At 57.7% G+C, this 13,358-nt stretch carries 12 protein-coding genes; 6 read left to right on the top strand and 6 right to left on the bottom strand.

Annotated features, from left to right (window positions below; all coding sequences use genetic code 11):
- Nucleotides 1–240 precede the first annotated feature (240 nt).
- Both ACP4CD_RS05875 and ACP4CD_RS05870 read left to right on the top strand, forming a co-directional pair.
- Nucleotides 241–807: a BON domain-containing protein gene (locus tag ACP4CD_RS05875; RefSeq protein WP_426993906.1), complete on the top strand. Its 567-nt coding sequence runs from the start codon at nucleotides 241–243 to the stop codon at nucleotides 805–807.
- Entirely contained in the window at nucleotides 804–1,016 is a 213-nt protein-coding gene (locus tag ACP4CD_RS05870; protein ID WP_426993905.1) for a hypothetical protein, read from the top strand. The genes ACP4CD_RS05875 and ACP4CD_RS05870 overlap by 4 nt, the downstream gene beginning before the upstream one ends.
- Nucleotides 1,017–1,542: 526 nt before the next feature.
- On the opposite strand, the gene ACP4CD_RS05865 is transcribed toward ACP4CD_RS05870, so the two are convergent.
- The 5 genes from ACP4CD_RS05865 to ACP4CD_RS05845 all read right to left on the bottom strand — a co-directional run bounded on the left by ACP4CD_RS05865 (nucleotide 1,543) and on the right by ACP4CD_RS05845 (nucleotide 7,415).
- Nucleotides 1,543–1,821, bottom strand: coding sequence for a CsbD family protein (locus ACP4CD_RS05865; RefSeq protein ID WP_426993904.1), 279 nt, complete (start codon nucleotides 1,819–1,821; stop codon nucleotides 1,543–1,545).
- Between the two features lie 58 nt (nucleotides 1,822–1,879).
- Nucleotides 1,880–2,062 (bottom strand): CsbD family protein, encoded by a 183-nt coding sequence (locus ACP4CD_RS05860; RefSeq protein WP_064031196.1) that lies wholly within the window; start codon nucleotides 2,060–2,062, stop codon nucleotides 1,880–1,882.
- Nucleotides 2,063–2,224: 162 nt separating this feature from the next.
- Nucleotides 2,225–2,785, bottom strand: a complete 561-nt coding sequence (locus tag ACP4CD_RS05855; protein ID WP_426993903.1) for a PRC-barrel domain-containing protein — start codon at nucleotides 2,783–2,785, stop codon at nucleotides 2,225–2,227.
- Between the two features lie 205 nt (nucleotides 2,786–2,990).
- Nucleotides 2,991–5,567, bottom strand: coding sequence for a magnesium-translocating P-type ATPase (mgtA, locus tag ACP4CD_RS05850; RefSeq protein ID WP_426993902.1), 2,577 nt, complete (start codon nucleotides 5,565–5,567; stop codon nucleotides 2,991–2,993).
- Between the two features lie 678 nt (nucleotides 5,568–6,245).
- Complete coding sequence (locus tag ACP4CD_RS05845; RefSeq protein ID WP_426993901.1) at nucleotides 6,246–7,415, bottom strand: Crp/Fnr family transcriptional regulator; 1,170 nt, start codon at nucleotides 7,413–7,415, stop codon at nucleotides 6,246–6,248.
- A gap of 395 nt (nucleotides 7,416–7,810) precedes the next feature.
- Between ACP4CD_RS05845 and ACP4CD_RS05840 the strand changes: the two genes are divergently transcribed.
- Nucleotides 7,811–8,149 (top strand): hypothetical protein, encoded by a 339-nt coding sequence (locus ACP4CD_RS05840; protein WP_426993900.1) that lies wholly within the window; start codon nucleotides 7,811–7,813, stop codon nucleotides 8,147–8,149.
- A gap of 137 nt (nucleotides 8,150–8,286) precedes the next feature.
- On the opposite strand, the gene ACP4CD_RS05835 is transcribed toward ACP4CD_RS05840, so the two are convergent.
- On the bottom strand, nucleotides 8,287–9,024 hold the full coding sequence (locus ACP4CD_RS05835) for a Crp/Fnr family transcriptional regulator (RefSeq protein WP_426993899.1): 738 nt from the start codon (nucleotides 9,022–9,024) through the stop codon (nucleotides 8,287–8,289).
- Nucleotides 9,025–9,515: 491 nt separating this feature from the next.
- Here ACP4CD_RS05835 and shc point away from each other — a divergent pair, with 491 nt between their 5' ends.
- From shc to ACP4CD_RS05820, 3 genes are all read left to right on the top strand, one after another.
- Entirely contained in the window at nucleotides 9,516–11,489 is a 1,974-nt protein-coding gene (gene shc / locus ACP4CD_RS05830) for a squalene--hopene cyclase (RefSeq protein ID WP_426993898.1), read from the top strand.
- Nucleotides 11,490–11,657: 168 nt separating this feature from the next.
- Complete coding sequence (locus ACP4CD_RS05825; RefSeq protein ID WP_426993897.1) at nucleotides 11,658–11,966, top strand: hypothetical protein; 309 nt, start codon at nucleotides 11,658–11,660, stop codon at nucleotides 11,964–11,966.
- A 75-nt stretch (nucleotides 11,967–12,041) separates the two neighbouring features.
- Entirely contained in the window at nucleotides 12,042–13,355 is a 1,314-nt protein-coding gene (locus ACP4CD_RS05820) for a YihY/virulence factor BrkB family protein (RefSeq protein WP_426993896.1), read from the top strand.
- The last annotated feature ends 3 nt before the right edge of the window (nucleotides 13,356–13,358 follow it).

The following is a 13,358-nucleotide window of genomic DNA, read 5'->3' as shown; positions in this document are numbered from 1 at the left end:
GTTCACCGGGGTGTTTCCCGTTAAGCCAGTCCGGTCTTCGCCAGGCCATGCGCTGGTGCAACTAGCGTTGTTTAGCCTCTATGTTCGTCAACGAACAGACCTCGCCCTCTTGCCTGCCTAGAATCCGAAGCTGTTTCCATCCCTCGATGTGTCGACCGGATGCGAAGTGTCCATCACGCGCCCAAGAGCTCAATAGGCTTTCCAGGTCGCCCGTCACTCGGCTTCTTTTCAGGAACCCATATGAACATTCTATTCAAATACTCCAATCGGCCCTGGTTCAATCGTTTATTAACCACGGTTTGTTTATCCGCCGTTGCCGGACTCAGCGCATGCCAGCCGGAAGGGCAGGCGGAAAAGACTGGGCAAAAAATCGATAAGGCGGTGGAAAACGTCGGTCAACAGATGGAACAAGGCGCGGACAAAGCCGGCGCCTACATCGAGAAATCCGCGCAATCGTCCGAGGATGCGCTGGATAAAGCCAGCAAGCAAATCGATCAAGCCATCAGCAATTCTGAAAAACGCATCGACTCCGCCAAGGAGGCGGTAGTGGACAGCGCTAAAGCCGGCGGCGTCTATCTGGACGACTCGGCCATCACCGCGAAGATCAAGGCCGCGCTGATGAGCGACGAATTACTGAAAGACGCGCGCATCGAAGTGACGACCGTCAACGGCGGCGTGACCTTGAGCGGCGTTTTGGATAACGAGAAGATGGTCGGTAGAGCGATCGGCTTGGCCAATAGCCAGGAACACGTCAAATCGGTGCAAAGCCAACTGGCGGTGACTGCCGGCGAACTCGGTAAGCCATGATGTTGACGCGTAGATTGGTTACATTCACGGGCTGTTGGCTGCTGACCGCGCCATTCGCCAACGCCACGAACGCCGACGACGCTTATATCGCCGGATATGCCGCCGCTGAGTTGAAGTACAAACTACAGCTCGAACCGCCGGCCCTGCCGGTAAAAGACGGGGTCATCACCTTCGCTGAAAATCTTGGAAACGGAGCCTTAGCGAAGTGACAATTTTTAGTCTCCGATAGGCGTAGCGCCAGGCGGGTTTTCGCAGAGAGGCGGAGAAAATCTGCAAGGCCTCGCGACACGGCGTTAAGTCATGCGAGAACCCATGTTTCGCCCCCTTGTTGGGACGAAACGAGGCAACGCGGACGATTCGGGGCTGCAGGAGGCGTAAGGGAACGTGTCATTTTTGCCGATTTTTCGGGCAAGGGATTGCCGAAAAATCTTTTGCAAAAATAGCGACTCCTGGGTCCCCGCGTCCTTCGTATCCTCGATTTCATCGCGGCTTGCAGGCAAATCCGGTAACAAAGGTCGCAGGCTTCTATACAGGATTGCGTGGCGTGTTCGGCATTGGATGGTCGATGCATGGGGTTCGCCAGCGTGACGGAAACCACAATGAGGCTCCGAGGCCGACCGCTTCGGCCTTGCGTAAATGCAAGCTCGAACCAGCTGGATGTCGGAGAGCAGCTAGCCGGTCGATGCCATCGCCGAGGGGACGGGGACGAAACTCGAACCCACTAGCCGCCGTCACTTACTTGCCTTTTTGTATGTCCTGCTTAAGATCGCCGTAGCCTTTTTGGGCTTTGCCGAGGTTTTTCTGGACATTGCCTTCCACTTCCATCCCTTTGTCGTCGATGATCTTGCCGGTGACTTCCTTGACCTTACCCTTGGTTTCTTCGATCCGGCCTTCTACCTGATCCTTGTTCATCGGCGCGTCGTCTTCATGGCCGGCGGAGAAGGCGCCCAATGAGCAAACCGTGGCGAGTACGCCTATCCATAATTGGTGGCCCTTGATTTTTGGTGATTTCATGATGGTGCCCTCGAGAGTCGAGTTTCGCTTGGTGACGTCATCGCGACCGCGAGTGCTATCAGTCGTCTGCGGCTTTCTCGATGTCGTTCTTCACATCGCCGATTACCGACTGGACCTTCCCGATATTTTTCTGGACATTGCCTTCCAGCTCCATTTCGTCGTCGTTGATTAGTTTGCCGGCGACTTCTTTCACTTTGCCTTTGGCTTCTTCGACACGGCCTGTTACTTGATCTTTGTTCATGATGATTTCCAATGGTGTTTTAGTCGTATGGGAACGAGTACCGATGTTTTTCAGCACTCACGGCAGACCATACTCGCAACGCCCGGCACGGTCGGTACGTCAACGCACATAGATGTCGGGGGGCCGATGCATGGAGGGTATCGGCGAATCCGCCGATGGCCGTTACGGTACCACGCGATAAAACTGACTGAGCGCCTCGCGTTGCTCTTCCCATTTCTCGGAACTTTCCGGCCAATGTCTTTTATCGAAACCGGGTGCCGTTTTTAAGGTCTCCTTATCCAGGTCCAGGATGTAATAATCCCTGGGGCTGGTCCAACGTAGCGCTCGCCAGGGGATGGCAAACAGCTTGTCGCCCATGCCCATCAGGCCGCCGAAGGAAACCACCGCATATACCACTTGACCGTTTTGCGGGTCGATCACCAAGTCCTTGATGTCGCCGAGACTGTCGCCGGTGGTGTTTTTTACCTTGGCGCCGGTAATCTTGCTGGCCCGGCTAATTTGCTGCATCGACTTATTGGCCTCCCGTCCGCGCTCGATCGAGACTTCCTGGTTGGCTTGATTGAGTTCGACCTGTTTTTCATGGACTTCTTCTTGTTTTTTGGTCAGTTCTTGTTGTTTTTCGATGAGGTCTTTTTGTTTGTCTTTAACCTCGTCCGCGTGGACAGGGCTTAGCGCTAGCGCGCTCAGAAACGATAGGGCTACCATGGATAGGACTGTTTTCATAAGATACTCCGGCTTTGAAAATTGATCGGTGCGTTCCAGTTTGGCCGGACGTTTCGTCAGGCTTGCCAAACTCGGCAACGACTTTATTCAATGCGGCGGGCGCTGTCGGTACGCTGTCGAACACATTTGCCGTTCGAGGTGGTAGGCGCCAAACAACTGGGCTTGGCAATGCGCCGCCATTTAGCGGACTGCCAAGTTCCGCAGATCAGCGGCGACTGGCCCGGCGCGATTTGCCGTAATTGGCATGCCAGCGATAAAAACCTCGTTTGGCTAGCTCGACGACCAATAAATACGCCGCTGCCAGCGCCGCCAGAATGAAATAAAACTGGGCCGGCGGCGGCACGAAGCCGAAATAATGGCCTATCGGCGTAAACGGCAGGACGGCGCCGATCAGCGCAATCGACAGCGAGGTGGCAACCAACACCGGATGCGCCCGGCTTTTGAAAGGATTGCCTCGGGTGCGGATGATGAAGATCACCAGGACTTGGGTACACAGAGATTCGACGAACCAACCGGTTTGGAATAAGGCCTCGTCGGCTTTTAATACCGTTAACAGGATGTAAAAGGTCAAAAAATCGAATGCCGAGCTAATCGGACCGATCACCAACATGAAATTGCGGATAAAGTTCATGTCCAGAACCCGAGGTTGGCGCAGTTCTTCGGAATCGACCTGATCCAGCGGAATCGGTACTTCGGACACGTCGTACAGTATGTTGTTGAGCAGAATCTGGGTCGGCAACATCGGCAGGAAAGGTAGGAATAGCGCGGCGCCGGCCATGCTGAACATATTGCCGAAGTTGGAACTGGTGCCCATCATGATGTATTTCAAAATATTGCCGAAGGTGCGCCGGCCTTCGAGTACGCCGTCGTGCAGCACCTGCAAATCCTGATCCAGCAGAATCATATCGGCTGCTTCCTTGGCCACATCCACCGCCGAATCCACCGACAGGCCGACATCCGCCGAATGCAGCGACGGCGCGTCGTTGATGCCGTCGCCCAGATAGCCGACCACATGGCCGCGCGCTTTCAACGCCCGAATTACCCGGTCTTTTTGAGATGGATTCACCCGGCAAAACAGATTGGCTTTTTCGACGCGGATGCGCAAGGCGTGGTCGTCCATTTCGGCGATGTCCTTGCCGGTCAACACGCCGAGCACCGGAATATTTAATTGGGCGCAGACGTGTTGGGTTACCAAATCGCTGTCGCCGGTGACGATCTTTACCGTTACGCCGCTGTCCTTCAATGCCGCCAATGCCGCGCCGGCGCTTTGTTTGGGCGGGTCGAGAAAGCCGGCAAAGCCGGCGAAAATTAGCTCGCTTTCGTCGCTGACCACCGCGTGCGGATGATTTTGCGGCACTTCGCGCCAGGCGATGCCCAACACCCTGAAGCCTTCTCGCTCCAGTGCATTATGCTGTTCGTGGATGCGGGCTCGACTGGCCGGATCGAGCGGCAGTTGCGCGTCGCTACCTTGTTGTTCGTAATGGGTGCAAAGGGTGATGATTTCCTCGGAGGCGCCTTTCACGACTAGCAAGCGGCCGTTGCCTTTATCCAGCAACACCGACACCCGCCGCCGCTCGAAATCGAACGGCACTTCGTCGATCTTTTGCCAGGCACTGATATTGATGTTTTGATGAGCCAAAATCGCCTCGTCGAGCGGGCTTTTCAAGCCGGTTTCGAAGAAGCTGTTCAGATAAGCCAGCTCCAGCACTCGCTCACTGGGCTGGCCTTGCGGGTCGACATGCTGTTCCAGTCGGATCTTGGCTTCGGTCAAGGTGCCGGTCTTGTCGGTGCACAGCACGTCCATCGAGCCCAGATTCTGAATGGCCGACAGACGTTTGACGATCACTCGTTTTGCCGCCATATGCATCGCGCCGCGCGACAGCGTCACCGACACCACCATCGGCAGCAGTTCCGGCGTCAAGCCCACCGCCAGCGCCACCGCAAACAGAAAGGATTCCAACCAGGGTTTGCCCAAAAATGCGTTGACCAACAACACGAATAGCACCAGCAGTACCGTCAAGCGCATGATCAGCAAACCGAAACGGTGGGTGCCCACCTCGAAGGCGGTCGGCGGGGGTTGCCGGGTCAGGCTGTCGGCAATCGCGCCGATCGCGGTGGCGGTGCCGGTTTTGACGACGCGCATCTTGGCGCTACCGCTGATGACGGTGGTCCCCATGAACACGGCGTTGTCGGCGTCCTGCAAGTCTGTGGCGTCGGCCGGCAAATCGCCCGGACGTTTTTCGATCGGGTAGGCTTCCCCGGTCAATAGTGCCTGCTTGACGAACAGATCGCAGGCTTCGATTAGCAAGCCGTCCGCCGGCACCATGTCGCCAGCGCAGAGCAGGGCGACATCGCCCGGCACTACGTCGGTCACCGGTACGTCCATAGGTTTGCCGTCGCGCATCACCCGGGCCTTGACCGAAACCGAATGGCGCAGGCTTTCCGCCGCCTTGCCGGCTCGGTGTTCCTGGACAAAATCCAGGGTCACGCTGAACAGCACCATGACGCTGATAATCACGAAATTGGTGATCTCGCCGGTGAACGCCGAAATCGCGCTGGCAACCAGCAGCAGAATCACCAGCGGATTCTTGAAGCGCGATAGAAACTGCAGTAGCAGGGCTTGGCGCTGGCGATCCCGGAACAGGTTGGGGCCGACTTCGGCCAGCTTGGCGCCGGCTTCGACGGCGGATAAGCCCAAGGGCTTGGCGTCCGAAGGGCTGGGCGTCAGCCACCAAGCGGCTTGCTCGGCCGCGGCTGTGGTTACGGTATTGGTTTTTTTCATAAATCACTCTCAAATATTTGCGTGGACGCCGCGCTTGCGTGTTGGCGCTTAGCCGGTCGCTACCGCCTATCGCGGCTTCAAACCATCGAACTAATCGTAACCAATAGATGTTCGATCGTGCCGTGCTCGCGCTCGCGGATCAGCGCCGCGCCGGTCAGTATGACGGACAGAGTGGTGATGCGAAACCAAGCGTTGAATTTCGATACCTAACGAGGTGTTGTCGCTATCCACGGTTGGATCCCGTGCGCAGAGTATGGCGTTTCAGACGCATGAACCTAAAAAGAGCAGTTTGGCGATGAAAAATCCCGTTCGTCCTGAGCTTGTCGAAGGGCGCGCGGGATTTTTCATTCACCCGTTTGGTGAGTGTATTGCGAGCCGTCCATGCTTCGACGTTGCTCAGCACGAACGGCCCGCAATACACGCCAACTGCCCTTTTTAGGATGAAACGCGTTGGTGTTGTCGCGTAACGCCGCGCCGCGAGCACAGGCAAGGCTAACCAGTCGGGTGTATTCGGTCTGTGGGCTAGCGTACCAAGCCGGACCGGCGCTGGCCCGAATCGGCGTGCGCTAGCGCACCGACAACCGAGGATTTAAAGGCTAGATTTCAGAGTGCGAGTTCGGCGTTGCCGAACAGGGTTTCGCCGGGCGATGTCAGCCTTACGGAACGATAGAAGGGTTTTTAACGACGAGGTAAGCCACCATGAACACCACCATCACGCACGACCATCCCTCCGAGGACTTTGCCGCGCTCAAAAAAATCACCGCCACCGTCTACCTCTGCCAGGTGTTGACGTTCGCACTCGCCGGCTTTCCGTTGCTGGCCGGCGTGGCCATCAACTTTTTCTATCGGAACAACGTCAAGGGAACCTGGTTGGAATCGCATTTCAATTGGCAGATTAAAACCGTATGGGTCACCCTGGCCGGCTTTGCGCTGTCCGGTCTGGTATTGATGATCGATATTCAATTGAGTTTGGTGGTCTTGATTCCGACCTTGCTGCTGCTGATCTATCGAATCGTGATCGGTTGGAGCAATTTGACGGCCGATAAGCCGCTGAAAGAACTCAGCTAAGATTCTCGGATTCGGTTTGGCCGACGCCGATTGGCCGATTGGGTGAGGGCGTTGGTCAAGCCGGGCTTCAAGCACCCCCAAGATGCGCCGGTAGGTTTCGGTCTCGATGCGATAGCAGTCGCAAGCGGCGGCCTCCAGGCCGCTTCTATCCAAAATCGTGATGTCGCCGCGCCGATAGCGAATCAAGGCCTGTTCTTGCAGGGACAGCGCGGCCTTGGTGATGCCGACCCGGCGCACGCCCAAAATATAAGCCAGAAAGATGTGAGTGACGTGAAAAGTGTCGGTATGGGCGCGGTCGTGGGTCATCAACAACCAGCGGGCCAGACGGGCCTCCACTTGGTGAAACCGGTTGCAAGCCGCGGTTTGCGCCAACTGGCTCATCGAGACGTACAAATAGCGTTTCGTGGCTATTTGCAAGGAATGACTGCGCGCCAACTCCGCCAAAAACGCCGTGGCCGGCATGCGCAACGCGGAACCCGCCCCTTGCACCAGCGCTTGAAATGGCGCGATATCGACATCCAACATCAGCGTAATCCCCAACATGCCTTCGTAGCCGATCAAGCCGACTTCCAAACCGCTACCGTCGCCCATCGGCGTAACCAGCGAAACAAAACCGCCGGTCGGAAAATATACATGCGGTATGCGCGCGCCGGCCAGATACAGCACTTCGGCAAAGGCCAAATGGACCGGTTCGCAGTGGCGTAGTACCAGATTGCGATCGGTCACGGGTAGGGAATCCAACAGCCGGTTGGGAGCGGTAACCGCGAGTATCGTGGACAAAGCGTGCTCCGGGGGTGATTTGAGGACGCCCGATTTTGGGTTCGGGACCGCGAGGACAGGTAACGGTGGGAGTCGGCGATATTGGGCGACGGGCCGACAGGTTGGCGGCCAGAATAGCCTTAAGGCCGAGGGTTGTCTGTATGTTAGCGTACGGACCGGCCGATGCGCGGTTTGCGTCGCGAGCAGCCGCCTATGTGCTTTAGCGTACAGACTTCGGCACGGAGCCGCCGTATTCTGGTCGCAGCTGAGGTGAAGCCCAGCGACCGAACGCAGACATCCGGTGACAAGTTTGATCTTCGCGGTTTCAGAGCGCCAGGACGGATTTCGCGAAGGTTCTCATGCCTGACCGATTCGCCGGTGGCGCCAATAACAAACACAACGACACAGGCAAATTTATGAAAATCACACACAATTTAATCGCGTTGCTGCTAACGCTCGCTTCGCTGCAGGCTGTCGCCGCCGGCAGTCCGATGAACGAAAGTTTCACCAAATTGATTGCGCTATCCAACAGCGCGATCGAGGTGGGCAAGACCGGCAATCAACAGGCCTTCGTCGAGAGCGCCACGGTCGCCTGGGAAGCCTTGAAGCAACAAAACGAGCAAGGCAGCTCGATTCGGCTGCAACGGGCCAACGCCAAACTGAAAGCCGCGATCAAAGCCGGAAAGGCCGGTAACTTGTCGGAAGGTATCAGCGAATTGGAACAGGGTATCGTGGAAATGCAGTTGGAAAAATAATCCCGCCGACAGGGCTGCCGAGCGTCGGCATGCCGCTGAATGCAATCAGGAAGCAAAGCCGGCTAACCCCGGCTTTTTCGGCCCCTCGTGAATGTCGGTCCGGCGGCGGGCTTAGCCGGGCTTAGACCGATCCACGCTTAAGCCAGCCGGCAATCCGCGGTCTGTTGGTGCCTCGGGAGCAGTCTGTCGGACTCGGCTTTCACCACCCGGTAGCATTCGCAAACCCGCTCTTCCAGGCCGGGCCTGTCCAACACGGTAATCCGGCCCCGGCTATAGTGAATCAAGCCGGCTTGCTGCAATTTTCCGGCCGCCTCGGTGACGCCTTCGCGGCGCACGCCCAGCATATTGGCGATCAGTTCCTGAGTCATCGTCAATTCGTTGGACGGCAATCGGTCCAGACTCAACAACAACCAGCGGCACAGCTGTTGGTCCACCGAATGATGGCGGTTGCAGACCGCGGTTTGCGCCATTTGGGTAATCAAGGCTTGGGTGTAGCGCAGCAGCAGGTGCAACATCGCATCGTAGCGATTGAATTCCCGCATCAACAAGTTTCCGCGCAAGCGGTAGGCGTGCCCGGCGCTTTGCACGACCGCCCGATTCGGCATGCTGCCGCCGCCCATGAACATCGCCACGCCGACCATGCCGTCGTTGCCGACCACCGCGATTTCCGCCGAGGCGCCGTTCTCCATCACGTACAGCAAGGAAATGATGCAGTTGGTAGGGAAGTAGACATAACGCAACTCGCCGCCGGACTCGTAAATCACTTGGCCGAGCGGCGTATCGACGAGTTCCAGATGCGGCAACAGCCGTTCGTATTCCTCCGGCGGCAGCGCGTTCAGCAAATGGTTCTGTTGCGGATAGTTAAGAACGGTCATCGGCGGCCTGTTTAATGGGCGGATAAATTAACGGATTCCTGTCATTCGGTTGGTGTAAGCGCCCATCGTACAGGAAAATCGACTTTCCCTACGTGCGTTAAAGAACAGAGCGAGCCAGCGGAGTTCTGTTAAGCGCGGCAAACCCGCGCGCCGCGCTAAGTGCGCTAGCGTACAGACTGCGTTCGGGCCGAACCGTAAACTGCATTTTCCCGATGCGGGCGAAAACGGTTTGGCGGTTTCGCCGGCGGCGATCGCGATCGGCCGGATTCAAGAATGTTCGTCGCTCCACGCACTCCGGACCCTTTCCGGATTTGGCGCGGAATGGCGGAAGTTCCGGGGCCAGCGAATGGCGGCGCGCGGGGCGTAATACTCAAAGTGCCTCGAGCCGCGGCAACGTATTTTAGTTGCGGCGGTTTTTTTGAGGGTCGTCAATCGACCCGAACCTCGCAAACGCCAGCCTCACCAAACCCGAGTATGCAGAGACCGAAATCATGCTGACAGAAAACGTGACAACGCCCGATGCGGAACTTCGCGATGGCTGCTCCGACGGCGAGTCGGCGGGCTTGGATCGGGCGATCGCCAACGCCAAACGCCGTCTATTGGCCCTGCAAAATCCGGCCGGCTATTGGGTGTTCGAGCTGGAAGCCGATTGCACCATACCCGCGGAATACATTCTGATGATGCATTTCATGGCCGAAATCGACCAAGGGCTGGAAGCTAAGATTGCCCGGTTTTTGCGCGCACAGGCCGGCCCGGACGGCAGCTATCCGCTGTTCAAGGGCGGCGCCGGCGACCTGAGTTGCACCGTTAAAGTCTATTACGCGTTAAAACTGGCCGGCGACGCGGCCGATGCGCCGCACATGCGCCGCGCGCGGCATTGGGTGCTGCGTCACGGCGGCGCGGCCAAGTCCAATGTGTTTACCCGCATCATGCTGGCGATGTTCCAGCAAGTTCCGTGGCGCGCGATACCGTTTATTCCGGTGGAAATCATGTTGCTGCCAAAATGGTTTCCGTTTCATCTCGACAAAGTGGCGTATTGGTCGCGGACCGTGATGGTGCCGCTGTCGATACTGTGCAGCTACCGGGTCAAGGCCCGCAATCCGCGCGGAATCGACGTCGCCGAATTGTTCTCGACCCCGCCCAACTTGGAAAGAGACTATTTTTCGCAGGTTAAAACGCCGCTGGGCAAAGCGATTTTGCTGCTGGACCGCTGTGGTCGCTTACTGGAGCCGCTGATTCCCGGATTTGTCCGCCGCAAGGCAACCGCCCAAGCCACCGCTTGGTTTACGGCCCGCTTGAATGGATACGACGGCTTGGGTGCGATATTTACCGCGATGGTCAACGCCTACGAAGCGATGGATTACCTGGGTATCCCGGCCGATAACGCCGAACGGCGCATCGCCAGGGCGGCGATCGACGGCTTGCTGGTCGTCAAGGCGGATAAGGCGTATTGCCAGCCCTGCGTATCGCCGGTCTGGGATACCGGTCTGGCCGTGTTGGCCTTGCAGGAAGTCGATAGGCATGACCACGAGCAGTCGAGCCGGCGCGCCACCGATACTGCCTTGCGCTGGCTGGCCGGCAAACAATTGCGCGATCAGCCGGGCGATTGGCAAACCCAGCGCCCCGGCCTGGCCGGCGGCGGTTGGGCCTTTCAGTTCGGCAATAGTTATTATCCGGATGTCGACGATACCGCCGTCGTCGCTTATGCGATGAGCCAAGCCGAGGCGCCGGCGTTCGCCGAGCCGATTCGGCGGGCGGCGGACTGGATAGCCGGCATGCAGTCGCGCAACGGCGGTTACGGCGCGTTCGATGCCGACAACGACCATTATTTTTTAAATCAAATTCCGTTTGCCGACCACGGCGCGCTGCTCGATCCGCCGAGCGCCGACGTCAGCGCGCGTTGCATCATGCTGCTGGGTCGGCTCGATGGCGCGCACCCGGAGTATAACGCCACGATCGCGCGATGCGTCGCCTACTTGCGCGCCGAGCAGGAGGCCGATGGTTCCTGGTTCGGGCGCTGGGGTACCAATTATTTGTACGGGACCTGGTCGGTATTGCTCGGTTTCGCGGAAGCGGGCGTCTCCGCCAACGACGCTAGCGTGCGCCGAGCGGTGGCTTGGCTGAAATCCAAGCAGCGCGCCGACGGTGGCTGGGGCGAAAGCAATATCAGCTATCATGCTCCGAACAGCCGCGGCGAATTCGATACCAGCACCGCGTTTCATACCGCTCTGGCGGTACTGGCCTTGCTGGCCGCCGACGAAACCGGCGCGCCGGAAGTCGCGGCCGGCGTCGGCTATTTGCTGAACACTCAACAAGCGGACGGCGGATGGCAAGACGACTGTTTTAACGCGCCGGGCTTTCCCAAGTTCTTCTACCTGAAATACCACGGCTACGATACGTACTTCCCATTGTGGGCCTTGGCGCGCTACCGAAACCGTCAAAACGGTTTGGCCCGCGCCCGCTGAGGTCGAAAAGCGATTCCGCCGGCCCGCCTCCGCCTTGTTGAACCCGATTGTGTGCAGTGCCGTACAGACGCGGAGGCCATCCGATCGCATGCTGAACCCCAATACGTCAAGCCTTGTTATCGACCGCGCCAGCGACTTGCTGTCGCCGTTATTGGAGTGGATACGAAAATGAACGACCGTGAATTTCGCAGTGAACCGCGTCGGTTGTTAGCGGATCGGCGTCTTGCCGACCGACGGATAATTGCCGACCCGTATGGTTCTGCGGCTTGGATCGAAAACATCGAAAACGCCTATCTGGCTTGGCCCAGGCAAGATAGACGCACCGAAACCCGGCGTTGCGAAGAACGGCGGGTATCCGATCGGCGGTTGGGACGGATAACGGGGAACGTCCGTTCGTCGCGGAATTACTCGAAGCAATTGTTGACGCGCGACGAACGGCTGTTGATCGAAAGTCTCCATCTCGGCGACGCGGAATAGTGGGCGATTGCCAGCGATTCCGTTCCGGACCAGCCGAATCCCAACTCGCGGTTGCGGCAGCCGACAGCCTCGCGCATGAGCGCTTGGATATTTAACGCTATTCGGGCGTGGTTTTGGCGGTTGGCGCCGAAAAAGCCGTCACCCGCGTGGGCCGCGTTCCTGGACGGCGCAAAACTACTGATGTTGGCCTGGCGGGGCTTTGCCGACGATCTTGGCTCGTTGAGAGCCGCCGCGTTAACCCTGTATACGCTATTTTCGATCGTTCCGATGATTGCGGTGGTATTCGGCATTGCCAAGGGCTTCGGCTTCGACGGCGCGACCGTGCGGCATCTGCTGGGGCGCGGTTTGAACTCGGATGCGTTGGCCGCGCAATTGATCGATTTCGCGGGAAAACTTCTGGAAAGCACGCAGGGCGAATTAGTGGCCGGGATAGGAATAGCCCTACTGTTTTGGACCGTGATTGGCTTGATCGGCAATATCGAGGAAGCGTTTAACGCCATCTGGAAAATCGCGAAGGGCCGAACCCCGGCTCGCAGATTCGCCGATTATTTAGCGTGGATGTTGTTGGCGCCGGTGGTCTTGATCACCGCCAGCAGTTTGATCGTATTCGTCAAAATCCGGATAAGCTGGCTGATGGCCGAATTGGCGTTGCCGGCGTTCGGCACTTGGCTGATCGTCGGCGCGTTAAGTTTCTCGCCGATCGTGCTGATGAGCGGCTTGTTCGCGGTACTGTTTATCGTCATGCCGAACACTAACATCAGCTATCGCGCCGGTATCATCGCCGGCATGGTGACCGGCGCCGTGTATTCCTTATCGCAATGGGTCTATTTGAGTTTGCAAATCGGCGTATCGAGCTATAACGCCATTTACGGCAGTTTTGCCGCCTTGCCGTTATTCGTGGTGTGGCTGCAAGGCGGCTGGATGATTGTGTTATACGGGTGCGAGTTGGGATTTTATATTCAGCATCGCCGGAGCGATCGAAATTGGGTCCAGCCCGCTGGTTTTAGTATTCAGCTGAACAAGCTGATCGCGCTGCACGTCCTGCGCCTGATCGTCAAGAATTTAGCGTCCTTGAATACGCCGTTAAGCGCCGCTCAAATTGCCGAAAGCTTGGCAATTCCGGTCGAAATCGCCGAAGACCTGTTATCCAGGCTGGTCGCCGGCCGGCTGATTGTCGAACTGAAAAGCCGCGACGACGGCGCCCGGACTTACTTGCCGGCCATGGATATCAATGCCTTAACGATAGGCGCGGCACTGACTGCACTCGAACGATGCGGGCAAAACCAATGGCCGGATTGCCGTTTGGAGCCGGCGATCGTCGAAGCCGTCGATGAGTTCGAGAAAGCCATGACGGCGTCCCCATGCAACCGCTTGCTAAAAGATCTTTAGCCG

Origin of the sequence: Methylomonas stagni (genome assembly GCF_050154735.1) — a bacterium.
Lineage (GTDB): Bacteria > Pseudomonadota > Gammaproteobacteria > Methylococcales > Methylomonadaceae > Methylomonas > Methylomonas koyamae_A.
The sequence above is the reverse complement of the archived record's forward strand: the minus strand, read 5'-3'. Positions and strand labels throughout refer to the sequence as shown.